The organism is Pseudomonas artemisiae (genome assembly GCF_057128685.1).
Map to the genome: position 1 here is coordinate 252,209 of NZ_JBSKHS010000004.1, position 26,069 is coordinate 278,277.

Here is a 26,069-nt window from a genome sequence, read left to right on the forward strand (position 1 = left end):
CCGATTTCAATAGAGGAAAGGACGGATGAGAATTGGATTGATCGCCGACACCCACGGGTTGCTTCGCCCCGAAGCCTTGGACGCCTTGGCAGGCTGCGACCATATCGTGCATGCAGGGGATATCGGCAATCCTGCCATTCTGGATGCGCTGCGCGCCATCGCCCCCTTGAGCGTGGTGCGCGGTAATAACGACCGGGGCCTGCCCTGGGCCGAAGGCCTGGCCGATGAACTGACCCTACACCTCGGCGGGCTGACCCTGTACCTCACCCATGAGTTGGCGGATGTGCCAACACCCCTGCCTTGCGGCATCGACGTGGTTGTAACGGGCCATTCCCATAAGCCGAGGATCGAGCAGCAGGGCCAGGTCCTGTTCGTCAACCCTGGCAGTGCCGGGCCACGTCGGTTCAAGCTGCCGGTTTCGGTTGCGCTGCTGGAGCCGAGCCCGGCCGGGCCCCAGGCTCGCGTGCAGCGCCTGAGCTGAAGTGCATCCCCCGCAAATGGGTTTGCAGGGTTTCGATTTCCGCCAGCAGCTCGGAAACCGCTACGCTGCCGGCCTCTACCGCTTCACAGGCTTCGACCAAAGGCACGGCGCCTACGATGCGTGCGCCACCCTTGATGCGGTGCACCACCACGTCCAGCTCCGGAGAGGCGTCTGGCAGTTCGCTTAGCCGCGCGGCGTCCTGGGCGAGCGCTTGTTGCAAGCTGTCACGCAACCTGCGCGCCGCGCTAGGGTTGCCACCGGCAAGCCCAAGCAGGGCCTGGGCGCCTTCCTGAGTACTGGCCGGGCCCGATTCCGACGTTTTATCCCGCGCCCCGGCAACCATGGCAGGCGCCAGTGCGGCGGCCAGCGCTTCCAGGCCTAGGGGTTTGACCAGGCAATCGTCCATCCCTGCCTCTCGACACCGGTCCCGCTGGCCACAGCCTGCATCCGCGGTACAGGCCAGCAACCGGCAGCGCGCCAAGCCCTTGCGGTGCTCCTCCAAACGTATGGCCCGAGCAAGGTCGTAACCGTCGAGCCCTGGCATTTCACAGTCACAGATCACCACATCGAAACCGCCTCGGCCACACCACTCCCGCAAGCCCTGTGCGCCGTCCACCGCTATCGTTACCCGGTGACCCAGGTAGGTCAGTTGCTGTGACAGCAGCACCCGGTTGGGCTCGTGATCGTCTACTACCAACACGTCCATGGGTTCGAGGGGCACTTCGCTCGGGAACGCCTCAGGCAACGCCCCCGGTAACTCGCACACTGGCAAGCGAAGGCACGCCTGTACACGGCTGCCCTCGCCTTCCTGGCTGTGCAGGCTCAGGCCGCCACCCATGAGCCGACACACATGCTGGCTGATGGATAGCCCCAAGCCCGCCCCGGCGCGCCCGGACAGCCCATGGTTACCCGCTTGCTGGTAAGGCTTGCACAGCCGCCGCAGGTCGGCTTGGGGAATGCCGATGCCAGTGTCGGTCACCGCCAGACGCAAAACCATTTCACTGCCTTCCTCGATACCCTGAAGGCTCACCGACACCTCACCTTGCTGGGTGAATTTGATTGCATTGCTCAGCAGGTTGCCCAGCACCTGCTGAAAGCGCAGCGGGTCGAGCAGCACACCCTTGCCCGCGACAACGTCGGTTTTGAGCGACAGGCGCAGCGCCTTTTCCCGCGCTTTGGGTTGATACAACTGCACCACCTGGGCGGCCAGGGCGGTGATGTCCACCGGCCGTGGGTTGAGGGCCAGATGGCCGGACTCGATACGGCTAATATCCAGAATGTCATTGAGCAGTTCGAGCAGGCCACTGGCAGAGTCCGAGGCGACCCGCAGCGCCAACCGGTCCAGTTCACCCTTCTCGGCCTTGCGCAGTGCCAGTTCGAGCATGCCCAGCACCGCGTTCATCGGCGTGCGGATTTCATGGCTGGCGGTCGCAAGGAACCGGGTTTTGGCGCGGTTGGCGGCGTCGGCGGCCTCCTTAGCGGTTTGCAGGGCATCATACAGGCGCTGGCGCTCGGTGATGTCGATCCAACCCCCGATAAGCCCGCCGATGGTGCCGTTACTGGCCTGGTAGGGCAGCATCCAGTGAAATACCGTTAACTGCCGGCCGTTGCGCAGTCGCAATTGCCGATCCTCTACAATGGGCCGCCCGCTGCCGATTACCGTACGGTAAAGCGCCTCATACTCCTGTGCCTGCGCTTCGGCCAGCGGAATGCGTGTGACCGCTTGGCCAATGACCTCGCTGCGCTCCACCCCCAAGGCCGACAGGTAGCTGGCATTGCAATTGAGCAGATGACCATTGCGGTCCCGCACGTAGACTGGATGAGGCGTACCGTCGATCATGACGCGCATGAACTCTAATTGATCGGTAAGCGCCTGTTCGGCGGCACGGCGTTTGCGTATCTGTCGGCGCAGCACCCTGATCCACACCACGGCCAGCACCAGCCCGGCGCCGGCCACGGTAAAAGCCGGGACCAGCCAGCGGGCCTGGGTAGGCCAGCGCGGCTCCACGTGTATCTCGCTGCGCCAGCGCCGGGCCATATCATCCAAACCGGCGGGCTCGAAGCTCAGCAAGGCCTGGTCGAGCAACCCAAGCAAGGGCGCCTGCGCGGCACTGGCGGCAAAGCCATACCTGGGTGGGGTCACCGGTAGGGCACCGCTGATGCGCAGGGTGCCCCCAGCCTCGCCCGCCAATAGCGCACGAGCCTGGATATAGGGCAGTACCGCGCCCACGGCCTGTTGGTTTTGAACGGCCTGCAAGGCTTGATGGGCAGTAAGCTGCTCTTGCCAGTGCACGGTGGGCCAACGAGCCTTTAGGGCGCGTGCCAACCCCAGGCCAGCGGGTATGGCCACGGTTTGCCCCTCAGCCTGGGCCAACAAGGCCCTGGGAGGGCTGGCGGTAGCGGTGACCAGCACAGGCACCGCGCTTAGCCAGGCGCGGCTCAGGGAGACGCCGGCCTGGGTCGCGGCGTCGCTGGTCATGGTGGCGGCCAGATCGATGGTACCGGCGGCCAGGGCCTCTACCAACGCCGGTTGAGACGCCAGGGCAACCGGCTCCATTACCAGGCCAGTGCGTTGGGCGATGCGCGCCAGCAGGTCGGCGGCCAGTCCACGGAACTGGCCTTGGTCGCCTTCGAAACTCAAGGGCGCGAAGGCTTTCAGGTAACCCACCCGCAGCTTGGGATGTGCCGCCAGCCAGCCTTGCTCAGCAGCCTCCAACTGCACGCTTGGGGCTTCGCTCAGGTAAGCCGCGCCCCGTCTCCAGGTGGTGCGCACCTGCTCGCGCCAAGCCGCGGGTGCCTGGGCCAGGGCCATGTTCACCAGTTCCAACAAACGGCCTTCACCAGCTCGCAGCACGAACGCAATCCCCTCGGCCCGTGGTGGCAAAAAGCGTACCTGTTCACGGCCATACAGCGGGCTATGGGCCAACTGAGCCGCAACCGAGGCCGCGTTACCGAGCAGCGCCTCTGCCTGGCCCAAGGCGACCGCTGCCAGGCCAGTGAGCGTCGAGGGCACCGGCCAGTCAGTGAAGCCCGGCGCCAAGGCCTGGACGCTTTTGTGGGTGGCATAGCCTTCGCGTACCGCCAGTAGCGGGTCAGCCGCGGAGGCGCCCGCTTGAACGGCCTCTACCCGTTGTATCAGTACGGGCTGGTCGATTCCGTAGGGCTGGCTTCGGCTTAGCCCGGGCGCCTCCGCTTCTTCGGCGAAGGACGCCGTCAGCAGGTCTACCTGGCCCTCGTGCAAAGCGTCCAGCGCGGCGGCCCGGGTATCGAAATGGACCACCTGCACTTCCAGGCGCAGGGCTTCGGACAACAGGTTCAGGTATTCGGCGCTAATGCCCTCGTAATGCTGGCCGTTTCCCAAGATGTCCCAGGGGGCGGTGTCCGGGCCGGCAACCGCTACCTTCAACTGGCGCCGCCGCCATAGCCAACGGCGGTCTTCATCGGGCAGCTCCAGCAATGGCCCCACGCTGGACGGCAACGCAACGCGGGCATGAAGCCGTGACGCCGACGCCGCGGGCGATGTCACCAGACACCCGATCAATGCCAGCAATAGCACTATCACGCGCCGGCCCAGGCGGCGGCCCGGCCTCAGCACAGTTGGTGCCTCTTGGCGATTTCCGCCAGGGCTACCACCGAAGGCACCCCCAGTTTTTCCATCAACCGGTACTTGTAGCTGCTTACGGTCTTGGCGCTCAGGGCCAGGTGCTCGCCGATCAAGCGATTGGTGTAGCCCCGCGCCAAGTGGTGCAGCACGAGAATCTCCCGGTCACTGAGCGTGGCCAGGCATTCACGCTCGGTACGTAGCGCGTCCTTGCGGTGCACGCTGCTGTAGGTCACGTCCGGAAAGTAACTGTAGCCGGCCCGTACCGCGCGCACGGCCTTGCGCAACTCGGCCAGCTCGTTGTTCTTGGCCACAAAGCCACAGGCGCCGGCCTTCATGCAACGCAGGGAATAGAATTCCGCCGGCAGGGAGCTAAGCACCAGCACCTTGGTGGGCAACTCTAGGGTACGAAACCGTTGCATGACGGTAAGGCCGTCCAGCAGCGGCATGGAAATGTCCACGATAGCCAAATCTGGTAGCAGTTCGCGGGCGACTTGCAGGCCGTTGCGGCCGTTATCTGCCTCGCCCACCAGGGCTACGCCATCCTGGGCCAACAAGAGCCCAACGCTGGCCCTGATGAATGGGTGATCATCGACGATCATTGCCCGGTACATGAACACCTCCTTGGCGATAGCCGCCTGTTCCTGGCGGGAGGAGGATTATTCAGCCTTCCATAGGAGGAATCTGTAGGACCCGTCCGAGGCATTTGTAGGAAAGGGGGAAGATTTCCGTCAGGGAGCAATAGGGCTTTCCTCGCGGTCCACTCTTCATGCCCCGAAGGACGATAAATATGCTCGATGCCGCCGTACCTGCCCTGCCCCCCGACCTTCATTACGTAGACGACACCCAGCCGGGTATTGGCCGTCGCAGGCTGCGGGGCAAGTTCGCTTATTTTGGCGCCACGGGTGAGCGCATCAAGGACCCGGACGTGATCGGTCGAATCAACGCCTTGGCCATTCCTCCGGCTTATGAGGATGTGTGGATCTGTGCCGACCCTCGGGGGCACTTGCAGGCCACTGGCCGCGATGCCCGAGGGCGCAAGCAGTATCGGTACCACGAGCGCTGGCGTGAGCTGCGTGATGAGAACAAGTACGCGCGCATGCTCGCCTTCGGCAAAAGCCTGCCACGGGTGCGCCGCCAGCTTGAAGAACACCTAACCACACCGGGGTTGTCTCGCAATAAAGTGATGGCGGCGGTGATTTCGCTGCTGGATGCCACCTTGATCCGAGTAGGTAATAGCCAGTACGCACGGGACAATCAGTCTTATGGGCTAACCACGCTGCTCAACGAACATGTGGCGGTCAAAGGCAGCGCGATTGCCTTTCAGTTTCGCGGTAAAAGTGGTGTAGAACACCAGGTGAACCTAAAGGATAAGCGCCTGGCGCGGATCATTAAGCGCTGCATGGACTTGCCGGGCCAGCACCTGTTTCAATACCTGGATGAGCACGGCGAGCGCCACGTGGTCAGCTCTCACGACGTTAATGAGTACCTGCGAAGCCTGCACGGCAGCGATTTTACCGCCAAGGACTACCGCACGTGGGCAGGCAGCGCCCTGGCACTGGCTACGCTGCGTGAGCTGCACTGGCAGCCGGAGCCGGATGCCAAGAAGCATATCGTAGACATGGTCAAGCAGGTTTCCCGGCGCCTAGGCAATACTCCAGCAGTCTGCCGCCGCTGTTATATCCACCCGGCAGTGCTGGAGCGCTTCGTCTTGGGGGAACTGGCGGCTTTGCCTAAGCCTCGCCAACGCAAAGGCTTGCATTTAGAAGAAGTGGCCCTGGCGACTTTCTTGGAACACCTTGTCGCCGCGGCCGAAGACGCCCCGCTCAAGGCCGGGTGACCTGTACGGGTGTAGGAGCCAGCAAAGCTGGCGATGAGCCCGTGCCGCCTCTTCGCGCGCTTGCGCTCGCTCCTACTAACGGCTAGGTACAGGGGCCTTGCCTGGATCGTTCTTATTCAACGGCTGGGGCACTTCACCTTCTTCGTTAAGCTGCTTGTGTTGTTCCCCTACCTTGCTGGCATTCTCCGGTTCGTGGTCCAGGTCTTCGCGGGTCGATTTATCGCTCATCAGGGTGACTCCTTTGGGTTCAGGCATTAGGCAACAACAACGCTATAAAAGTTTGCGCTGAACTCATAAGGCCGTTGGCCAGTCACCTTATGGAGTGTCGCTAACGAGGCAATGGCCCATGCAGATTTCGCTGGATAAACAAGTCGCGCTGGTCACGGGCGCCAGCTCCGGGCTGGGCAAGGCCGCGGCAAAGGCCTTGGCTGCCGCTAGAGCATCGGTGGTGGTGAACTACAACAGCCACGCCGAGCCTGCCGAAGCGTTGGTTGAAGAGATTCGCCGAGACGGCGGCCAGGCCATTGCCGTGGGTGGCGATGTCAGCCAGGAAGACGCAGTGGAGGCGCTGTTCGCCAAAACCATTGAAACCTACGGTGCCCTGGACATCCTGGTCGCCAACTCCGGCCTGCAAAAAGACGCCCCCTTTGCGGAAATGACCCTGGATGATTGGCGCAAGGTGATCGACGTCAACCTGACAGGGCAATTTCTCTGCGCCCGCGCCGCGCTGCGCCAGTTCAACAAACAAGGCCCGCGGCCGCAGGTATCGAAGGCCAACGGTAAGATCATCCACATGAGTTCGGTACACCAGTTGATCCCATGGGCCGGCCATGCCAACTACGCCGCCTCCAAGGGGGGCGTGGACTTGTTAATGCGCACCCTGGCCCAGGAAGTGGGTGAGCAGCGTATTCGCGTCAATGGTATCGCCCCAGGGGCGATTCGTACGCCCATCAACGAGGCGGCCACCCAGGGCGACGCGTTGAAAGACTTGCTCAAGCTGATCCCCTATGGCCGGGTAGGTGACCCAGAGGATGTAGCCAATGCGGTGGTATGGCTGGCTTCAGACCTTTCAGACTATGTCCATGGCACCACACTGTTTATAGACGGCGGTATGAGCCTTTATCCGGAGTTCCGCGGCAATGGCTGAACAACGCAAACCCGCCCAAGTCCCTATCCAGCGTCATGGCGTGATTGGCAACATGCGCGCCCTCGCCCTGGTAGCTGACACTGGCAGCATCGACTACATGTGCTGGCCGGAATTCGACAGCCCCACAGTGTTCACGGCCCTGCTGGATACCCCCGAGGCAGGGGTTTTCGAACTGGCGCCAAAGCTGCCAGACGCCCGGCGTTTGCAAATCTACCTGCCAGGCAGCAATGTGCTGCAAACCCGTTGGCTGAGCGGTGACGCCGTGGTTGAGGTCAACGACCTGATGCCGGTAGTGGCCGAAGCCGAGCTGCCCCCGTTACTGGTGCGACGCGTGTCGGTTAAATCCGGCCAGGCGACGATTCGCATGCGTTGCCGTGTACGGCACGATTACAACCGGGCCCCAACCCAGGCCCACGGCGAGCAGAACAGTGTGGTATTCAGCGCCCCAGGTCAACCTGACGTGCGCCTTAGCGCGTCGGTGGCCTTACTGCTTGACGATCACACCGCTACCGCGCAGTTCGAATTGCGGGCGGGCGAGACCGCCGAATTCGTGTTCGGCAATGCCGACGATGACCGCGTGGTGCCCGACAACGCCGAAGACCTGGAAGCACAGACCCTGGCTTACTGGCGCCGCTGGCTACTTAAAAGCAATTACCGGGGCCGTTGGCGCGAGTATGTAGAACGCTCCGCCTTGGTCCTCAAGTTGCTGACGTCTCGCGAACATGGCGGGATTCTGGCCGCGGGTACGTTTGGCTTGCCTGAGCAACCCGGTGGCGAACGTAACTGGGATTACCGCTATTGCTGGATACGCGACGCGTCTTTTACCGTTTATGCGTTCATGCGCCTGGGTTACAACGAAGAAGCCAACGCCTTCATGCGGTGGGTTCGTGCTCGGGTCAGCTCCTGTACCAAGGACCCCAATCCCCTGCGCATCGTGTATGGCATTGCCGGCGAAAAGGAGTTTCCCGAAGAACACCTCGATCACTTAAGCGGCCACCTCGGCTCGCGTCCGGTTCGGATCGGTAACCAGGCTTATGAGCAGAAGCAGCTGGATATCTACGGCGAGCTGATGGACGCGGTATACCTGGCGAACAAATACGGCGAGGCGATTTCCCACGAAGGCTGGAAGAATTGCCAGTTATTGGTCAACCGTTTGTGTGATCAGTGGAACACCACCGACGTAGGCATCTGGGAAATGCGTGGTGAACCCCAGCATTTTCTCCATTCGCGGCTGATGTGCTGGGTCACCCTGGACCGAGCGATTCGCCTGGCCTACAAGCGGTCGCTGCCTGCGCCCTTCGCCCTCTGGGATGAGACCCGGCAGGCGATTCACCAAGACATTTGGGAAAACTTCTGGGATGCAGACGCCGGGCATTTCGTCCAGCGCCTGGGTAGCACCGAAGTGGATGCCGCGATGCTGCTGATGCCGCTGTTTCGCTTCGTGGGCGCCACCGACCCACAGTGGCTGGCCACCCTTGCAGTGATCGAGCGCGACTTGGTCCGTGATGGCATGGTCTACCGCTACCGTAACCAGAACAGCACCGATGGTCTTCAGGGCGATGAAGGCGCCTTTACCGCGTGCTCATTCTGGTACGTCGAGTGCCTTGCGCGGGCAGGCCGGCTTGAAAAAGCCCACTTGGAATTCGAGCAACTTCTCCGCTATGCCAACCCCGTTGGCCTGTATGCCGAGGAGTTTGACCCTAACGGTCGACACCTGGGCAATACCCCTCAAGCACTAAGCCACTTGGCATTGATCAGCGCGGCCACGTTCCTGGACCGCAAGCTCAGTGGTGACAACAGCGCCTGGCAACCCTAAGAGACGATCACTATGAAAAACGACCTCGAAGAAGCAGTACTCAAGCGTTTGCTCAATGCTCACCCCAGGGGCCTGGGCAAAGAAATACTGGACGATCATCACGGCCCCGAGCAGGTTAAATTGTGCATTCAGGACTTGCGCGCCCGTGGGCTGATCCACAGCGCCGAAGAAGGCGAGTTGGTATTTCCAGTAAAACTCAGCGCAGCGGGCGTCGAAGCCGCCAAGGCCTACAAGCCCGCTTGATACCCTTGCCCCGTCTCAGGCAGGCGCCCCAGTACCGGGGGCGGGGCGTCGAAATTCAAGTTTTATTGAGTTTTCATGCTTTGCGGACCTATCACCCTAGGCGCAGCGGTCGTTACAAGCGATACTTGCCGTCCATTTTGACCCGGAGCCTTGTAGGCTTTTTCTTAAAGTGACGAAGGACAATGCGGAATTAAAACTCCAAACTCGCGTCTTTACCCTAGCACGCGCGTTGTACGTCACTAGACCGGATATTTAGCAAGGACAAGGAGCATTACATGCTGATTCTTACCCGCAGAAACAATGAAAGCATCGTTATCAACGGCAATATCAAAATCACCATTCTCGGCGTCAAGGGCATGCAGGTTCGTATCGGTATCGACGCCCCTAAAGACGTACAAGTCCACCGTGAAGAGATCTTCGAGCGCATTCAGGCTGGCACCCCAGCACCCGCCAAGGGCGAATAACACCCCCACGCCTTACCGTACATGCCTGCCGGGCTTGCCCGGCCGTGTCATCTTTCCTAGGTCGGCCCCCTCCATGCTCAGACGTGGCGCTCTGCTCAGCCTGCTTGTGTGCGCCAGCGCGCACGCCCATGCCCTCCAGCCCGGGGATGCACTCGCGCCCTGGACCTTGATTGATCAATTCGACCGCCCCTACACCCTAAGCGCCGATACTCAAGTGGTGCTAGTGGCACGGAGCATGAGCGCGGCGCGCCTGCTCAACGCTGCCTTGGAAGACGCTCCAGCAGGTTACCTGGACAGCCGCGGTGTGGCGTACATTGCCGATATCGAGCGAATGCCCGCTGTTGCAAAGGCTATCGCCGTGCCTGCCATGCGCTCAGCCAATTACCGCATTCTGCTGGACAGCCAGGGCCGCGTGGCGCCTCGCTACGACGGCGGTCGGGAGGGTGTGCAGTGGCTAGACGTTAGCCAGGGCACTTTAAAGGCGGAAAAGCGCTTCGATGCAGCCATTACCCTGAGGCAGGCGCTGGACGGGTTAGCCACCGGGCGCTGAGTTCAAGCGTGCAAAACCTTGGTAAGGCCTTAGCGAGCGAATTGAGCGAACAATTCCGCCACGAATACTCGAATAGGTTGATCGGGCGAATACACCAACCCCAGATGACGCTCCGCGCTGCGCAGGTGCTGGCGAAGCCTGTGCTTGACACCGCTGCTGCCCAGCACCGCCACCAGGGTAGACTTACCGGTGTCCTTGCCCACGTCCTTGCCAATGGCGGCCTCAGGCCGGGACGTGTCTTGCAGGTCGTCTAGCAGTTGAAAGGCTTGGCCAAGGTCGAGGGCGAAAGCCGCCAAGGCGCGGCGCACTTCAGACGTGGCTCCTGCCGCTATGGCTGCCATCTGCAAGGTGGCATCGAACAACACGCCGGTCTTTAGTTCGTTAGTGCGGGCGATGGCATCGGCATTGCGCGGCTGCCGGCCGTCGCGCAGGTCTTCGTATTGGCCCTTGACCAAACCCTGGCTGCCCACGGCTCGGGATAACTCCGCTACAAGCAATGCGCTGCGAGCAGGTTCTAGGTTTGCGGTAGCCAGTAGCCCGAACGCGCGGCTGAGCAAGGCGATAGCCGTCAGAATGGCAACGTCCTCTCCGAAACTTAAGTGCAGCGTGGGCCGGCCACGGCGCAAGGCCGCATCGTCCATGCACGGCAGGTCGTCCAGTACCAGCGAGGCCGCATGGACCATTTCTACGGCACACGCCAAGTCCAGCATCGCTGGCCTCGCCTCGCCCAAGCCCTCGGCCGCCAACAGTAGCAGCAAAGGCCGCACTCGCTTGCCCGGGGCCAGGGTGCCCTCGCGCATCGCCAGGGCCAGCAGCTCGTGCGGGTTGCCTGGCTCAGGAAGCAGTTGCCGCAAATGGTCTTCCACTGACTGGCGCAGCGGCGCCCAGGCACACTGAGGGCTATCGAGCAGGGCGATGGGCGTGGCGGTCATGCAGTGCGGTCCTTCTTGAGTATGAACGGCTAGGGTCGTAAGCAGGGTTATCCTCGCGCATAAAGGCCGCCATGGCACGCTTATGTTCGTAGGGAACGCCTTGACGCTGGCGCTGCCTTAACTGCGCACAGGTTATGTACCAACCCTCTACAAAGTAGCCGACCCTGCATAACTGACAGTGGATTTTCTCGAATACTCCCGAGGCCGCGATGAATGATGAAGATCTGGTGGAGCGCAAGAACGACCACCTGCAGATCGTACTGGACCCCCGGCGTGCCGTGAGCCTGGGCCGTACCGGTTTTGACCAGTGGCGTTTCGTACACTGCGCGCTTCCAGAACTGGACCTCAACGGCATCGACTTGAGCACTGAATTTCTCGGCAAACGCCTGGCCGCGCCGGTACTGATCAGTTCCATGACCGGCGGCGCGGCCCAGGCTCGCGACATTAACCACCACCTGGCCGATGCCGCGCAAGCGCTGGGTTTAGCAATGGCAGTGGGCTCCCAGCGGGTCGCGCTGGAAACCGGCGCTGATCGGGGGCTTACCCGAGAACTGCGCCAACGGGCGCCAGACATTCTGCTGTTGGCCAACCTGGGCGGCGCCCAGCTGCGTACCGCGGGCGGTTTGGACCTCGCCCGGCGGGCCGTTGAGATGATCGACGCCGATGGTTTGATTATTCACCTCAACCCCTTGCAGGAAGCGGTGCAGCCCGGTGGCGACGTGGACTGGCGCGGGGTGGCTGACGCCATTGGCGAAGCCACGCACCGGCTAGAGGTACCGGTCATCATTAAAGAAGTAGGCAGTGGCCTTAGTGCCGAGGTAGCCGCTCGCCTGGCGGGCCTAGGCGTGGCGGCCCTGGATATCGCCGGCTTGGGCGGCACTCACTGGGCGGCGGTCGAGGGCGAACGGGCCACCCACCCTGCCCAGCGCGAAATTGCCATGGCCTTCAGCGCCTGGGGCATTCCCACTAGCGAGGCCCTGCGCCAGGTACGCCAGCGCTTGCCACAGATGCCCTTGATTGCCTCTGGGGGTATTAGCACTGGCATTCATATGGCCAAAGCCATAGCTCTGGGGGCGGATATGGTCGGTCAGGCCGCCGCCGTGCTGAAAAGCGCGACCGAATCTCCCGCCGCGGTGATCAAGCACTTTCAAACCGCGCTGCAACAACTGCGTATCGCCTGCTTTTGCACCGGCTCGGCGAACCTGGCGCAGTTGCGTCGTGCCCCCCTGGTGAGGGAGGCAGCCGAGTCGTGAGCCATTTTGGCGCGGTGACCCCGCCCCTGTTCAGCCATTTCCAAGCCATGCAGGCCCTTGCCGGGCGCTTGATCGACCTGGGCCACCAGGTGACCTTCTTTCAGCAAATCGATGCCACGGCCCTGCTGCGGGATACGCGCATTGCCTTCCATCCCCTGGGATTGCAAAGCCACCCTGCCGGGAGCCTGGCAGCCACGTTGCATAATGCTGCCCGGCCAGCGGGGCTAGGCGTGCGCCGGGTAATCCGGGACATGGCCTTGAGCACGACCATGCTGTGCGCTGAACTCCCCCAAGCGTTGACCGCCTTAAAGGTGGATGCGTTGCTCTGCGATCAAATGGAAGCCGCCGGCGGCCTGGTTGCCGAGGCGATGGGCTTGCCGTTCGTCTCCGTGGCCTGTGCCCTTCCGGTGAACCGTGAACCTGGCGTACCCTTGCCGGTCATGCCCTTCGCTTGGGGAACGGACGCCAAGATGCAGCAGATGTACGCCACTTCCACTCGGGTATATGACGCACTGATGGCTCCCCTCGGGCGGGTGATCGCGCGCCAGGCCCACGCCTTAGGCCTACCCCCGCGCACAGGCCTGCACGAGTGCCTGTCGCCGTTGGCGCAAGTCAGCCAAAGCCTGCCTGGGCTGGAGTTTCCCCGCCTGGCGCTACCACGCCACTTTCACCATGTTGGCCCGCTACGCGCCCCGGTACGGCTGACCAGCGACGAGCAGCCCTGGCCGGTGAACCCGACCAAGCCTTTTATTTTTGCCTCATTGGGTACGCTCCAAGGCCATCGCTTGGGCGTGTTCAAGCGCATCGCCAAGGCGTGCCGTTCACTGGACGCACAACTGTTAGTGGCGCACTGCGGCGGCTTGAGTGAGCCCCAGGCCAATCAGCTCGAAGCTGCCGGGGCCACCTGGGTTACCTCCTTCGCGGCGCAGCCACAGGTGCTACGCCAGGCCAGCGCGGTGATTACCCATGCGGGGCTTAATACGGTGATGGACGCGGTAGTGGCGGCCACCCCGATCCTGGCCTTGCCTATCGCCTTCGATCAGCCTGGGGTCGCCGCACGGGTGCAGCATGCGGGGATCGGCCTGCAAAGCTGGCACCGTAGCCGCTGGCAGACCCTAGCCAGGCACCTTGGCGTATTGCTTAGCGAGCAGCGCTTTGGCGGCTGCCTCAGTGCCCTGGATGCACAACTGCGAGCGGCCGGCGGTGCGGAGCGTGCCGCGGCAATCATCGAGCAGGTAATCAGCACCGGCCAACCGGCTTACGCCGGGGGGCTGACATGAAGCGCGTCTGGGATTTGATTCTGGTCGGTGGCGGCTTGGCCAATGGCCTGCTCGCCTGGCGCTTGCAGGCCGCGCGCCCGGAGTTGTCCGTACTGGTGCTGGATCAGGCCCCTGCCCTGGGGGGCAGCCACACCTGGTCCTTCCACGAAAGCGACCTGTCCACTGAGCAGCAGCAGTGGTTGCAACCCCTGATCAGCCATCGCTGGGAGGGTTACGACGTACGCTTCCCCAATCTGGAGCGGACCTTCGCTGGCGCCTATTGCAGCATCGCGGGGGAACACTTCGCTGATATCATCACCGCCGCGCTGGGCCGCAACATGCTCCTAGGCACCGCCGTACTGCGCCTGACGCCAGACACGGTGCAACTGGACAGCGGCGAAACCCTCTGTGCTCGAGCAGTGATCGATGGCCGGGGGCTTACCCCCAGTACCCACCTGCGCCTGGGCTACCAGCGTTTTCTAGGCCAGGAGGTACGCCTGGCCAAGCCCCACGGCCTACAGCGGCCCATCGTGATGGATGCCAAGGTAGAGCAACTGGACGGTTACCGCTTTGTCTATGTCTTGCCTTTGGACGCAGACCGGCTGCTGATTGAGGACACCTACTACAGCGAACACGCCGCGCCAGACGCCGACTCGTTGCGACAGCGTATTGGCCAGTACGCCCTGGCCCAGGGCTGGCAGGTGGTGGAGACCCTGCGCGAAGAGCAAGGCAGCCTGCCTATCATTTTGGCCGGGCAATTCGAAGCCTTCTACGCCGAGGGCCAGGCCGTGGCGCGCAGTGGCCTGCGCGCGGGGTTGTTCCATCCGGTCACGGGCTATTCATTGCCCGAAGCCGCGCGCCTGGCGGACCTGCTCGCCAGCACTCAGGACCTTAGCGCTGATGCCATGCAGACGGTGCTGTATCGCCACCGGCACCGCCTCTGGCGGCGGCAGCGGTTTTTCCGCCTGCTCAACCGTATGCTGTTTCAGGCCGCGGTACCTGCCCAACGCTGGCGGGTACTGGAACGCTTTCATCGCTTGCCGCCCGGGCTGATCCAGCGGTTCTATGCCGGCACCTCCACCCTGGCCGACAAAGCTCGCCTGCTCAGCGGAAAACCGCCGGTGCCGGTAGGGCGGGCCATCAGGGCCATGCTCAATTACGCTCCACCTGCCCAGGAAAAACCATGACAGACGTACCCATGACCGTGGTAACAGGCGCAGGCTTCGGCGGCCTGGCCTTGGCCATTCGCTTGCAGGCCGCGGGCCGCCAGACGCTGCTGCTTGAGGCTCGCGACAAGCCCGGTGGCCGCGCCTATGTCTACGAGGATCAGGGTTTCGTGTTCGATGCCGGCCCTACGGTCATCACCGACCCCACGGCCATTGAAGAGCTGTTCACTTTGAGCGGCAAGCGCATGGCCGATTACGTGGAATTGTTGCCGGTCACCCCTTTCTACCGACTGTGTTGGGAGGACGGCAGCCGCTTCGACTACGCCAATGACCAAGACGCCCTCGAGCGCCAGATTGCCCGCTTCAACCCGGCAGATGTAGAGGGTTACCGGCGCTTCTTGGCGTATTCCAAGGAGGTATTTAAGGAAGGCTATCTCAAGCTCGGTAGCGTGCCTTTTTTGTCCTTCCGCGACATGCTGCGGGCTGGCCCGAGCCTGGCGCGCCTCCAGGCCTGGCGCAGCGTATACAGCATGGTGGCCAGCTTTATCAAAGATGAACGTCTGCGCCAGGCGTTTTCCTTCCACGCACTGCTGGTAGGCGGTAACCCCTTCGCCGCGTCGTCGATCTACACCCTGATCCACGCCCTGGAACGGGAATGGGGCGTGTGGTTCCCCAAAGGCGGCACCGGCGCGTTGGTGCAGGCCATGGTCAAGCTGTTCCAGGACCTAGGCGGGCGCATGGAGCTCAACGCCGAAGTGACTGCCATCGACACCCAGAGCGGCCGAATCAGCGGCGTGCGCCTGGCCGATGGGCGTTCGATACCTGCCGTGGCCGTGGCCTCCAATGCCGATGTAGTCAATACCTATAAAAAACTGCTGGCTGGCCATCCAAGGGGCGAGCGCCAGGGTAAGGTGCTGTCCGGCAAGCGGGCCAGCAATTCGCTGTTCGTGTTGTACTTTGGCCTGGACCATCAGCAGCCGAACCTGGCTCACCATACCGTGTGCTTTGGCGCCCGCTACCAGGGCCTGATTCAGGACATCTTCCATGGCAAGCACCTGGCAGACGACTTCTCCCTCTACCTGCATGCTCCTTGTGTCACCGACCCCTCCCTAGCCCCGCCAGGGTGTGGCGCCCATTACGTGCTGGCGCCCGTGCCCCACCTAGGCAATGCCGACCTGGACTGGGAAGCGCATGGCCCACTACTGCGTGAGCGGATTTTCGACTACCTTGAACAGCGGTACATGCCCGGCCTACGCCAGCATCTGGTTACCAGCCGCCTGTTCACCCCGGCTGATTTTCGCGATCAACTGGGCGCGCACCTGGGCTCTGCTTTCTCCCTGGAACCTATCCTGCGGCAAAGCGCCTGGTTCCGCCCCCACAACCGCGACGCCGAGATACCCAACCTGTACCTGGTAGGTGCTGGCACCCACCCGGGCGCGGGTGTGCCAGGGGTGATCGGCTCGGCCAAGGCCACCGCCCGCTTGATGCTGGAGGACCTGCAACCATGAACCAGGCGCTGTTGGACCATGCCGCGACGACCATGCGTCAAGGCTCCAAAAGCTTTGCCGCCGCCGCCAGGTTGTTCGACCCCATCACCCGGCGTAGCGCCTTACTGCTGTATACCTGGTGCCGCCATTGCGACGACGTGATCGATGGCCAGGTATTGGGCCATGACGGCTTGCCTCCTCCGCCAGAAGAAGCCTTGCTCAGGCTGCAGGGTCTACGGAACACCACTGCCGCGGCCTACCGTGGCGAGCCGATGACCAACCCAGCCTTCGCCGCCTTTCAACAGGTGGCGCAGGCCCACGGCATTGAGCAGCGGCATGCCTTCGCCCACTTGGATGGCTTTGCCATGGATGTCGACGGCCGCCAGTACGAAACCCTGGATGACACCTTGGAATACTGCTATCACGTGGCAGGCGTGGTTGGCCTGATGATGGCCAGGGTGATGGGCGTTACCGACCCGGCCACCTTGGAACGGGCGTGCGACCTGGGCCTGGGTTTTCAGCTGACCAACATTGCCCGAGACATCGTTGAAGATGCCGAAGTAGGCCGCTGTTACCTGCCCCAGGCCTGGTTACGCGAGTGTGGACTGACCGCTGCGAACCTGGGCGCGCCTGAGCATCGCCCTACTCTGGCCTTGCTGGCCGAGCGGCTGGTAGACGCAGCCGAGCCTTATTACCACTCGGCCGTTGCCGGGGTTGGCGAATTACCACTGCGCTGCGCCTGGGCGGTGGCCACTGCGCTGAAGGTATACCGAGCCATCGGGCTCAAAGTGCGCGCCGCCGGGGCCACCGCCTGGGACGAACGCCAGCGCACCGGCAAAGGGGAAAAACTCATGTACCTGGGCGAAGGCCTCGGGCTGGCCGCCAAGGCCCGCATGACCCGGCACGCCCCGCGCGCCCCTAGCCTTTGGGCCGCGCCTGGCCGCTAAACACGCCTTGCCCCAGCGCATATATACCGGCGTAGCAGCCTGGCTTGCCAGCGACCGACCATGCCGCCGTGTTAAGCCCGGTCGCGGCCAAGGCCTGCTGCTACGGTACCTGCGCGTTCCCGGCCGCTTTTGCCGCTTTCAATTGCGCCTTGAGCTGGCTCACCGGCGGTGCGTAGAGAAAGCCAAAGGACACACACCCCTCTTTGCCGCCCACCGCATGGTGCAACCTGTGTGCCTGATATAGCCGCTTGAAATAGCCCCGTCGTGGCAGGTACTTGAAAGGCCAGCGGCGGTGTACCAGGCCGTCGTGGGCGATGAAATACAGCGCGCCATAGGCCGTCATGCCTGCCCCGACCCACTGCAGCGGATAGGCCCCGGTGGTACCCACGGCAATCAGCACAATGGCCAGCCCCGCGAACACTACCGCATACAGGTCGTTAAGCTCGAACCAGCCCGTTCGCGGTTCATGGTGCGATCGGTGCCAGCCCCAGCCCCAGCCATGCATGATGTATTTATGGGCGAACACGGAAAACAGCTCCATACCCACCACGGTAGCGAACACGATCAAGGCTTCAAGCATACAGGCTCCCTTCGATAGGCCTTGGGCATTATCGCCGCGCCACGGTTCCCTCGGCCTGTTTACAACCAGGTGCCCTGCAAGGCTTCTATCGCCAAGGGTTTGGCGAAATGGTAACCCTGGGCTTGCCCGGTACCCATCTCGCGCAGCAAATGCAGCGAGGCGGCATCTTCGACACCCTCGGCCACTACCGATAATCCCAGAGACTCAGCCATGCGCACGATGGCCCGGACGATAGCACGGCTGCGCGCGCTGGCAGTAAGCTCCAGGATAAACGACTTGTCGATCTTCAGGCCCGTGAAGCGGAACTGATGCACATAGCTCAAGGATGAGAAGCCGGCGCCGAAGTCGTCCAACACCACAGACATTCCCTGGTCGGCGAGTTTTTGCATGCTCTGGCGGGCCCGCTCCGGTTCGGCTACCAACGCTCCTTCGGTCAACTCCAGGCAGATCCGCCCTGGGGCCACGCCGAAGGCGGCCAATAGTTCCAGCACCTCATCGGCGAACTCCAGCCGGGTAATGCTGTAACTGGAACAGTTCACGTGCACCGTGGGCCAGTGGCTGTTTTCCGGACGGGCCAGGATGGTGGCGATACAGCGCATCATGTACAGGTCTAGCCGGCCGATCAGCCGCAACCCCTCCAGGGCAGGCAGAAACGCCCCAGGCGCCAGCACCTGGCCGTTAGGCTGGCGCCAGCGGATCAATGCTTCCAAGGCTACCAGCCGGCCGCTGCTCACATCGATGATGGGCTGGAAGTACGGTACCAGCTCATTGTTGACCTTCATGGCATTGCGCAGCGCCCCTTCGCGCTCCAATTGGTCGGAGAACTCCCGGCGCAACTCCTGGTTGAACACCGCGTAACTGTCGCGCCCGGCGTTCTTGACTCGATACATGGCCGTATCGGCGTCACGCAGCAGGTCTGCCGGCTCTTGATGGAACTGCTCATCGGCGCTGACGATACCAATACTGCACGAGGAAAAGACCGCCTGGCCGTCGATGTGAAACGGCAGGTCAAAGGCCGCCAGAATGCGCTCGGCGATGCCCACGGCGATGTCCACCGGGGCTTCGGGGGCAAGCACGGCGAACTCGTCACCGCCCAGCCGGGCGAGCAGGTCTGATTCTCTGAGGCAACTGCGCAAGCGCGCCGCGGCCTCCATCAACAACAGGTCGCCGAAGTGATGACCGCGGCTGTCGTTGATCAGCTTGAAGCGGTCCAGGTCCAGGAACATCACCACCAATTGCCGGCCCTCCTGGCGAAACTCGCGCCAGGCCTGCCCCAGGCGGTCCTGCAAGTGGGTACGGTTGGGCAAACCGGTCAGCGCATCGTGGGCGTTCTCGTGTTGCAACTTGGCGTTGGCCAGGTCCAGCTCGCGAGTGCGGTCTTGCACGCGTGCTTCAAGCTTCAGGTTGGCCGCGTGAACGGCCTCGGCGGCGCTGCGCCGAGCAAGGGCGGTGTCGATATGCCGAGACACGAACGTCAGCAGCTCCTGGTCGCGTTGGGTGTAGCGAACGCTTGGGATATAACTCTGCACCACCAGCACGCCACGCACCTGGCCGTCGTCGAACAAAGGGATGCCCAGCCATGACTGGGAGCGTATCGGCTCCTTGGTGCTGTGGATTTCACCCTGCTCGACCAATTGGCTGGCATCCTCGAAGTTCACCAGGCAGGGGCGCCGCTGACGAATCACATATTCGGTCAAGCCGCGCTGGCCACATCTGGGCGGTGGGCATTGGGCAAGCACGTCGTCCACGTAATAGGGAAAGGTCACCTCGTCTTGGGCGGATTCGTACAGCGCGATATAAAAGTTTCGGGCGTACAACAGCTCCCCGACGATGGCATGCAGGCGCGAAAACAGTTCAGCCATGTCCCCTTGCTGGCTCGACAGTTCGGCAATCTGAAACAGGGCGGTCTGCAAGTGCTCGGCACGTTCACGTTCGCTGACCTGCTGGCGCAAGGCATCGTTGAGCTGGGACAGCTCCCGGGTGCGCTCGGCCACCGTGCGTTCCAGGTGGGCGCGGTGCAAAATACGGTCAAGGGCCATGGCCACATGCCGGGCGACCACTAGAAACAGCGCGCGGTCTTCTTCGCTATACACCCGGTTCACGTCGTACACCTGCATGGCAATCATGCCAAAGACCTGATCAGAAGCGTTTTTCAGCGGCGCGCCCATCCAAAATTCCGGGCAATGGCCCACGCAGTGGAAACGGTCCTCCAGGCTAGCCTGGAGGATATCGGCCGCATCGATCAGCATGGGCCGCCCGGTGGTCAACACATAACCGGTCAGCGAGAGCCGCTGTGGGTCCAGGTACTCGTTGGCATCGGCCTCCACCGCCTCGTCATCAGTGGTATCCACGTAATAGGGGTAGGTCACCTGCCCGGAGCGCCGATCGTATAACGCCAGGTAAAAGTTTTCGGCATCTATGAGGTCGGCCAGCTGGCGGTGCACCCCCACCATAAAGGTGGCCCGGTCATGGATAGAGCTTGCCAGGTTAGTGATGTCGTACAGAACTCGCTGAGTATGCTGGGCGCGGATGAGCGCGTCGCTTTGCAAGCGAAGCCCCAGCCGCATGGCCAGGTCGCTGAGCTGGGCAGTATCCTGCCCGCTCTCCCTCGCCAGCAACCAGCCCAGCGCGCTTTCGCCGCGGCCGGTGGGCCACCGGTGCAAGCCCTGCTGCTGGCAGTAGCTGTCCAGGGCGGGTTCGTTCAGGGTGTGGGGCCAAGCCCAAGGCGCGCCACCCTCCCCCGTAAGCTGTAGCTGCCCGCCTACTCGGTAAAAAGCCCAGGCAGCGCCAAAGGCTTGTGCGTGAGCGTCCGCCAACAGGCGGGCCAGGCTTGGCAAGGTTGACTCCTGCGAACTCATGCATGCTCCAAGCTGTACCGACAATACCCATGATCCTGCGCCAAGCCGCGTTATGGCGAGAAGCCATTAACGCGGACTATGCATAGTATCGGCAGGAGGCGCGCAGCCGCCAGTCAGGCGACGTAAATAGCCAGAAACGACCCGCTACCGGCGCCCGTTACCAATGCCACGTTGCGACCGTTGCTCATCCCTTTGTACTCCAATCCTAGCGTTGTTCTTGTCGAGGGTGCGCCTTGATCACCCGCGCCCGGCTGTTGGCCAGGTGTACGCGCATGGCCGCGCGAGCGGCGTCGTAGTCTTGCCGGGCGATGGCGTTGTAGATGTGCTCGTGTTCCCCCACCAGTCGCTCATGAGCTTGCTGGCGGTCCAGGCGCGCGATGGCGCTGGTGGTCAGCCGTGCCCGTGGGAACATGCTGGTACCGAAATGGGTAATGATTTCCACGAAGTAGCGGTTATTGGTGGCATTGGCGATTTGCAGGTGGAACTGAAAGTCCGCCACCAGCGAGCTGCCGGTATCATTTGCGCGAGAAAACAACGCCAGGGCCTCGGTCATGGCCGCCAGTTGCTCAGGCGTGCGGCGTAACGAGGCGATGCCGGCGGCTTCCACCTCGAAACTCATGCGTACATCCAAGATAGCCACCACGTCTTGCAAGGTGACGATGGTCGTCGGGTCAAGCCGTGGGCTAGCGGAGCCAGAGGCATTAAGTACAAAAGTACCAATGCCGCGCCGGGTTTCCACCAGGCCAGCCACTTGTAGCCGTGACAGCGCTTCACGCACCACCGAACGGCTGACACCGCCGGTTTCCATCAGCTCGACTTCACTGGGCAGCTTGTCGCCGGGTTTGAGTAACCCTTCACCAATACGCTGAGAGAAGTCATCCACCAGCGCTTGGGCCAGGTTACGGGAGCGGCGCGCGAGGCCTGAGAAGCGAAGAGAGTCGGTCGCCAAGACGGTTCTATCTATACCGAAAGGGAAGTTGCCGCATCATAGCTCAATGCGCGCTCCACCGGGGATGAGCGCGCATCATGGATCGAGCGCCGAGCCTGCCGCGCTTATGACTTGGGCTTGGGCAGCACGGCGCCGAGCACCTGGCGCGCGGTCTGCACAATGAGGCCGGCTTCGTTAGGGTCGCCTTTGAGTAAGGCCGAGGTCAGCTTCTTCACCTGTTCAAGCTTCAGGTGGGGCGGCAGCGGCGGCACGTCAGGGTCGGTCTTGAATTCGATCACCACCGGGCGATCGCTGGCCAGGGCTTGCTCCCAAGCGCTGGCCACATCGCCGTCGCTGTCGACGAAGATGCCCTTCAGGCCAATAGACTCGGCAAAGCGGTGGTAAGGCACGTCCGGGATGTTCTGGGACGCCTCGAATTTCGGGTCCCCCTCCATCACCCGCTGCTCCCAGGTCACCTGGTTCAGGTCTTCGTTATTGAACACCGCGCAGATCCAGCGGCTGTCTTCCCACTGCCGCCAATACTTGGCCACCGTGATCAGCTCGGCCATGTTGTTCATCTGCATGGCGCCATCGCCTACCAGGGCGATCACCGGGCGGCCGGGCCAGGCGAACTTCGCAGCGATGGCATAGGGCACCGCGGCGCCCATGGACGCCAAGCCACCGGACAGCGAACACTGCATGCCCTTGCGAATCTTCAGGTCCCGGGCGAACCAATTGGCACATGAGCCCGAGTCGCTGGTAATGATTGCCTCATCGGGCAAGCGCGGTGACAACTCGTACACGACGCGCTGCGGGTTGATAGGGTCGGCTGTGGTCAGGGCGCGCTTGGTCAAGGTTTCGTCCCAGTCGGCGCGCCAGCCCTCTACACGCTTGCGCCAGGCGCTACGGTCTTTGTCCAGCAGCAAGGGAATCAACGCGGTGAGGGTTTCGGCGGCGTCGCCGGTAAGGTTCACCTCCATCGGGTAGCGCAGGCTGAGCATGTCCGGGGCGAGGTCGACCTGCACCCCACGGGCATGGCCTTCCTTGGGCAGAAATTCCGAATACGGAAAGCCTGAGCCGATCATCAGCAAGGTGTCGCATTCTTCCATCAGCTTGTAGCTTGGCTCGGTGCCCAACAGGCCAATGGCACCGGTGACCCAGGGCAGGTCGTCTGGCAGCACCGCCTTGCCCAGCAGGGCCTTGGCGACCCCAGCCCCAAGCAGCTGGGCTACCTGAGTGACTTCATCACTGGCGCCCAAGGCGCCCGCCCCTACCAAAATCGCGATGCGCTCACCGCTGTTGAGCACATCGGCGGCACGCTGCAAGTCGTGCTCGTAGGGCACCACTCGAGGCTGGCTGAAGCCTACCCCGGAGTGCACCGTGCCATGGGCGCGGGCCGGTTCTTCGTAGTCTTCTTCTTGCAAGTCATTGGGCAGGATGATCGCCGTCACCTTACGCTCGCCCACCGCGGTGCGGATGGCCCGGTCTACCAAGTGGCGCACTTGGGACGGCGCACTGGCCTGTTGCACGAATGCTCCGGCCACATCCTTGAACATGGACACCAGGTCTAGCTCTTGCTGGTAATGACCGCCCAAGGCCGTGCGCGCCTGCTGGCCCACGATGGCCAGCACGGGCATGTGGTCCATGCGTGCGTCGTACAGGCCAGTGATCAGGTGGCTGGCGCCGGGCCCAGAGGTGGCGATACACACCCCTAGCTCACCGGTGAACTTGGCATGGGCGGCAGCCATAAAGGCGGCCATTTCCTCATGACGCGCCTGCACGAACTCGATCTTACCCTTGGTTCGTGCCAGGGCGCCGAACACCCCGTTGATGCCATCACCCGGGTAGCCAAAGATGCGGCGCACGCCCCATTGGTACAAGCGCTCCACCAAAAAATCGCCGACGGTCATGCTCGTCATGGTTGTTCCCCTTAACCGGTAGGTATCCGGTCTAGACCGCGGCGCGCCAGCCAAGGGTTCCATTTTTTTCCTGCGCCAGCGCGAGCTTGGGTAAACTCTCGGCCCTTTTTTGCCCAACGCGAACCCCTGACCATGGACGCCACTGCCCTCGCCCATCTCCAACATTGCCTGGCCCAAACCCTGGCCGAACCGCCCGTGGAGGCACGGCGTCTGTTGCACGGTCGGGGGCGACTGTGGCCTGGTTTGGAGCAACTGACCCTGGATTGGCTCGAAGGCCTGGTGCAGGTCACCTTGTTCAAGCCCCTGCCAATAGACGCCCACGCTAGCCTGCTGAACCTGTTGAACGCTACCCTGGCCAGCCCGGCGTGGTCGGCTTCGGGCGCGCAGGGCCTGTTAGTGCAAGAGCGCTACCTGGAGGGCAGCCCCGCGACCTGGCTGGCCGGCGCGCCCAGCGGCCCTCGGCGAATTCATGAGGACGGCTTGGCGTACCTGATCGAGCCTGGGCGGGCGCAGAACAGCGGGTTATTTTTGGACATGCGTGAAGGGCGCCGCTGGGTCAGGGCCAACGCACAAGGTAAGCGCGTGCTGAACCTGTTCGCCTATACCTGCGGTTTTTCAGTAGCCGCCATGGCGGGCGGCGCCTTGAGCGTGGTCAACCTGGACATGGCCAGTAGCGCGCTTGCCCGGGGCCGGGACAACCACCGCGCCAATGGCCATGACCTGTCCAAGGTGCGCTTTTTGCCCCACGACCTGTTCAAGTCGTGGGGCAAGGTCGGCCGTCAGGGCCCCTTTGACCTGATCATCCTGGACCCGCCCTCCTTCCAGCGCGGCAGTTTTATCCTGAGCCGGGATTACCCTAAGGTACTGCGCAAGCTGCCCGCCTTGCTCTCCCCCGGCGGGCAGGCGCTGGCCTGTTTGAACGACCCGGCGCTGCCCGCGGCCTTTTTGCAAGCTGCCATGGCCGAGCAGGCACCTGGGTTGGCCTTCGTCGAGCGCCTGGCCAACCCTGTGGAGTTTACCGACGCGGACCCAGAGGCGGGCCTCAAGGCATTGGTGTTCCAGGCATAAGCTCGCTGTTGCTACCAAGGGCTGGGTAAGGCCCCGCGCTGCAAAAAAGTATCAGTCCAGGTGCGCCCTTGGCGTTGTTTCTTCTGCCCATCAAGCGTGTAATCCCTGCCAGGCACCCGCCACCGCTTCCTTGCGGCTAAAAAAAACAATAACCAGGCTCAGGCATAAGCCCGGGCCAGAGGAGAGCATGATGCGCACTTCGGCACCCGCCTTGATGGCGACCCTGGGTCTGGTACTGGCTGGCCCAGCCATGGCCGCAGACACCGAGCTGACCATCGCCACTGTCAACAACAGTGACATGATCCGCATGCAGAAACTGTCGAAAACCTTCGAAGAGCACAACCCTGGCATTCACCTTAAATGGGTGGTACTGGAAGAAAACGTACTGCGTCAGCGCTTGACCACAGACATCGCCACCCAGGGCGGGCAATTCGACGTGCTGACCATTGGCATGTACGAAGCCTCACTCTGGGGCTCGAAGAACTGGCTGGCGCCGATGGAAAACCTCCCGGCCGACTACACGCTCGATGATGTCTTCCCGTCGGTACGCGAGGGCCTGTCGGTCAACGGCAAGCTCTATGCCTTGCCCTTCTATGCCGAAAGCTCCATCACCTACTACCGCACCGACCTGTTCAAGGCCGCCGGCCTGACCATGCCGGAAAAACCCACCTGGACCCAGATCGGCGAATTCGCCAGCAAGCTCACCGACAAGAGCAAGGACCAATACGGCCTGTGCCTGCGAGGCAAGCCGGGCTGGGGTGAGAACATGGCGCTGATCACCACCCTGGCCAACGGCTACGGTGGCACCTGGTTCAACAGCCAATGGAAACCCCAGTTCGATTCCGATGCCTGGAAGCAAGCCCTGACCTTCTATGTGAACAACATGAAAGCCTCGGGCCCGCCAGGCGCGTCCAGCAATGGCTTCAACGAAAACCTCGCCCTGTTTAACAGCGGCAAGTGCGCGATCTGGGTCGATGCCAGCGTGGCCGGCTCGTTCGTCACCGACAAAGCCCAAAGCAAGGTAGCCGACAGCGTAGGCTTTACCTTTGCGCCCCACGAAACCACGGAGAAAGGCACCTCCTGGTTGTATTCCTGGGCCTTGGCTATCCCCAGCAGCTCCAAGAAGCAAGAGGCCGCCCGGACCTTCGCGACCTGGGCAACCTCTGAAGAGTACGCCAAGCTGGTGGCAGAAAAAGACGGCGTGGCCAATGTACCGCCAGGTACTCGCGCGTCTACCTACAACGATGCGTACATGAAGGCCGCGCCCTTTGCCAAGGTGACCCTCGAATCCTTGAAAATGGCCGACCCCAAGGCGTCGGATGGAAAGCCCTATGTGGGCATCCAACTGGTGACCATTCCGGAATTCCAGGCCCTGGGTACGTCCGTAGGCCAGACCTTCTCTGCCGCGCTAACCGGTAAAACCACGGTCGAGCAGGCTCTGGCCACTGCTCAAACCAGTACCGAGCGCGACATGAAACGCGCGGGCTATCCGAAGTAAGGCCCCTTCCCGGAGGGGGCAACCGGCCCCTC

The 26,069-nt window shown here is 62.6% G+C and carries 22 protein-coding genes; 14 read left to right on the plus strand and 8 right to left on the minus strand.

Annotation, left to right across the window (positions count from 1 at the left end; translation table 11 throughout):
* Positions 1 to 25: 25 nt before the first annotated feature.
* Positions 26 to 481 carry a metallophosphoesterase family protein gene (locus ACWKV4_RS07330; RefSeq protein WP_483831405.1) on the plus strand — a complete coding sequence of 152 codons (456 nt, stop codon included), beginning with the start codon at positions 26 to 28 and terminating at the stop codon, positions 479 to 481.
* Here the strand turns inward: ACWKV4_RS07330 and ACWKV4_RS07335 are convergent.
* The gene (locus ACWKV4_RS07335; RefSeq protein WP_483831406.1) at positions 405 to 4,076 is read right to left on the minus strand and encodes an ATP-binding protein; all 3,672 of its coding nucleotides are present in this window, start codon (positions 4,074 to 4,076) and stop codon (positions 405 to 407) included. The two genes, ACWKV4_RS07330 and ACWKV4_RS07335, sit on opposite strands and share 77 nt — an antisense overlap.
* Positions 4,070 to 4,696: a response regulator gene (locus ACWKV4_RS07340; protein WP_483831407.1), complete on the minus strand. Its 627-nt coding sequence runs from the start codon at positions 4,694 to 4,696 to the stop codon at positions 4,070 to 4,072. The genes ACWKV4_RS07335 and ACWKV4_RS07340 overlap by 7 nt, the downstream gene beginning before the upstream one ends.
* Before the next feature lie 176 nt (positions 4,697 to 4,872).
* Here ACWKV4_RS07340 and ACWKV4_RS07345 point away from each other — a divergent pair, with 176 nt between their 5' ends.
* Positions 4,873 to 5,922, plus strand: a complete 1,050-nt coding sequence (locus ACWKV4_RS07345) for a DNA topoisomerase IB (RefSeq protein ID WP_483831408.1) — start codon at positions 4,873 to 4,875, stop codon at positions 5,920 to 5,922.
* Positions 5,923 to 5,997: 75 nt separating this feature from the next.
* Here the strand turns inward: ACWKV4_RS07345 and ACWKV4_RS07350 are convergent, their stop codons facing one another.
* The gene (locus tag ACWKV4_RS07350) at positions 5,998 to 6,150 is read right to left on the minus strand and encodes a hypothetical protein (RefSeq protein ID WP_483831409.1); all 153 of its coding nucleotides are present in this window, start codon (positions 6,148 to 6,150) and stop codon (positions 5,998 to 6,000) included.
* A gap of 118 nt (positions 6,151 to 6,268) precedes the next feature.
* Here ACWKV4_RS07350 and ACWKV4_RS07355 point away from each other — a divergent pair, with 118 nt between their 5' ends.
* The 5 genes from ACWKV4_RS07355 (at position 6,269) to ACWKV4_RS07375 (ending at position 10,142) form a co-directional block, all read left to right on the plus strand.
* On the plus strand, positions 6,269 to 7,069 hold the full coding sequence (locus tag ACWKV4_RS07355) for an SDR family oxidoreductase (protein ID WP_483831410.1): 801 nt from the start codon (positions 6,269 to 6,271) through the stop codon (positions 7,067 to 7,069).
* A complete protein-coding gene (locus tag ACWKV4_RS07360) occupies positions 7,062 to 8,885 on the plus strand; it encodes a glycoside hydrolase family 15 protein (protein ID WP_483831411.1) in 1,824 nt (607 codons plus the stop codon). The genes ACWKV4_RS07355 and ACWKV4_RS07360 overlap by 8 nt, the downstream gene beginning before the upstream one ends.
* Before the next feature lie 6 nt (positions 8,886 to 8,891).
* On the plus strand, positions 8,892 to 9,128 hold the full coding sequence (locus ACWKV4_RS07365) for a hypothetical protein (RefSeq protein WP_483831473.1): 237 nt from the start codon (positions 8,892 to 8,894) through the stop codon (positions 9,126 to 9,128).
* Positions 9,129 to 9,403: 275 nt separating this feature from the next.
* Entirely contained in the window at positions 9,404 to 9,592 is a 189-nt protein-coding gene (gene csrA / locus ACWKV4_RS07370) for a carbon storage regulator CsrA (RefSeq protein WP_483831412.1), read from the plus strand.
* A 73-nt stretch (positions 9,593 to 9,665) separates the two neighbouring features.
* A complete protein-coding gene (locus ACWKV4_RS07375; protein ID WP_483831413.1) occupies positions 9,666 to 10,142 on the plus strand; it encodes a hypothetical protein in 477 nt (158 codons plus the stop codon).
* Positions 10,143 to 10,171: 29 nt separating this feature from the next.
* Here ACWKV4_RS07375 and ACWKV4_RS07380 read toward each other — a convergent pair whose 3' ends face one another.
* Entirely contained in the window at positions 10,172 to 11,074 is a 903-nt protein-coding gene (locus ACWKV4_RS07380; RefSeq protein ID WP_483831414.1) for a polyprenyl synthetase family protein, read from the minus strand.
* 209 nt (positions 11,075 to 11,283) lie between these two features.
* On the opposite strand from ACWKV4_RS07380, the gene fni reads away from it, so the two are divergent.
* The 5 genes from fni to crtB are packed head-to-tail and all read left to right on the plus strand — an operon-like array spanning position 11,284 to position 17,186.
* Positions 11,284 to 12,327: a type 2 isopentenyl-diphosphate Delta-isomerase gene (gene fni, locus ACWKV4_RS07385; protein ID WP_483831415.1), complete on the plus strand. Its 1,044-nt coding sequence runs from the start codon at positions 11,284 to 11,286 to the stop codon at positions 12,325 to 12,327.
* Complete coding sequence (locus ACWKV4_RS07390; protein ID WP_483831416.1) at positions 12,324 to 13,607, plus strand: glycosyltransferase; 1,284 nt, start codon at positions 12,324 to 12,326, stop codon at positions 13,605 to 13,607. The genes fni and ACWKV4_RS07390 overlap by 4 nt, the downstream gene beginning before the upstream one ends.
* Positions 13,604 to 14,773, plus strand: a complete 1,170-nt coding sequence (gene crtY / locus ACWKV4_RS07395) for a lycopene beta-cyclase CrtY (RefSeq protein WP_483831417.1) — start codon at positions 13,604 to 13,606, stop codon at positions 14,771 to 14,773. The genes ACWKV4_RS07390 and crtY overlap by 4 nt, the downstream gene beginning before the upstream one ends.
* Positions 14,770 to 16,260: a phytoene desaturase gene (locus tag ACWKV4_RS07400; RefSeq protein ID WP_483831418.1), complete on the plus strand. Its 1,491-nt coding sequence runs from the start codon at positions 14,770 to 14,772 to the stop codon at positions 16,258 to 16,260. The genes crtY and ACWKV4_RS07400 overlap by 4 nt, the downstream gene beginning before the upstream one ends.
* A complete protein-coding gene (gene crtB / locus ACWKV4_RS07405) occupies positions 16,257 to 17,186 on the plus strand; it encodes a 15-cis-phytoene synthase CrtB (protein WP_483831419.1) in 930 nt (309 codons plus the stop codon). The genes ACWKV4_RS07400 and crtB overlap by 4 nt, the downstream gene beginning before the upstream one ends.
* Positions 17,187 to 17,286: 100 nt before the next feature.
* Here crtB and ACWKV4_RS07410 read toward each other — a convergent pair whose 3' ends face one another.
* The 4 genes from ACWKV4_RS07410 to ACWKV4_RS07425 form a co-directional block, all read right to left on the minus strand.
* Positions 17,287 to 17,766: a sterol desaturase family protein gene (locus ACWKV4_RS07410; RefSeq protein ID WP_483831420.1), complete on the minus strand. Its 480-nt coding sequence runs from the start codon at positions 17,764 to 17,766 to the stop codon at positions 17,287 to 17,289.
* Between the two features lie 59 nt (positions 17,767 to 17,825).
* Entirely contained in the window at positions 17,826 to 20,624 is a 2,799-nt protein-coding gene (locus ACWKV4_RS07415; RefSeq protein ID WP_483831421.1) for an EAL domain-containing protein, read from the minus strand.
* A gap of 205 nt (positions 20,625 to 20,829) precedes the next feature.
* Entirely contained in the window at positions 20,830 to 21,573 is a 744-nt protein-coding gene (locus tag ACWKV4_RS07420; RefSeq protein ID WP_483831422.1) for a FadR/GntR family transcriptional regulator, read from the minus strand.
* A 104-nt stretch (positions 21,574 to 21,677) separates the two neighbouring features.
* On the minus strand, positions 21,678 to 23,471 hold the full coding sequence (locus ACWKV4_RS07425; protein ID WP_483831423.1) for a thiamine pyrophosphate-requiring protein: 1,794 nt from the start codon (positions 23,469 to 23,471) through the stop codon (positions 21,678 to 21,680).
* Between the two features lie 132 nt (positions 23,472 to 23,603).
* Here ACWKV4_RS07425 and ACWKV4_RS07430 point away from each other — a divergent pair, with 132 nt between their 5' ends.
* Together ACWKV4_RS07430 and ACWKV4_RS07435 are read left to right on the plus strand one after the other, a co-directional pair.
* The gene (locus tag ACWKV4_RS07430; protein WP_483831424.1) at positions 23,604 to 24,539 is read left to right on the plus strand and encodes a class I SAM-dependent methyltransferase; all 936 of its coding nucleotides are present in this window, start codon (positions 23,604 to 23,606) and stop codon (positions 24,537 to 24,539) included.
* Positions 24,540 to 24,729: 190 nt separating this feature from the next.
* Positions 24,730 to 26,037 (plus strand): ABC transporter substrate-binding protein, encoded by a 1,308-nt coding sequence (locus tag ACWKV4_RS07435; protein ID WP_483831425.1) that lies wholly within the window; start codon positions 24,730 to 24,732, stop codon positions 26,035 to 26,037.
* Positions 26,038 to 26,069 lie beyond the last annotated feature (32 nt).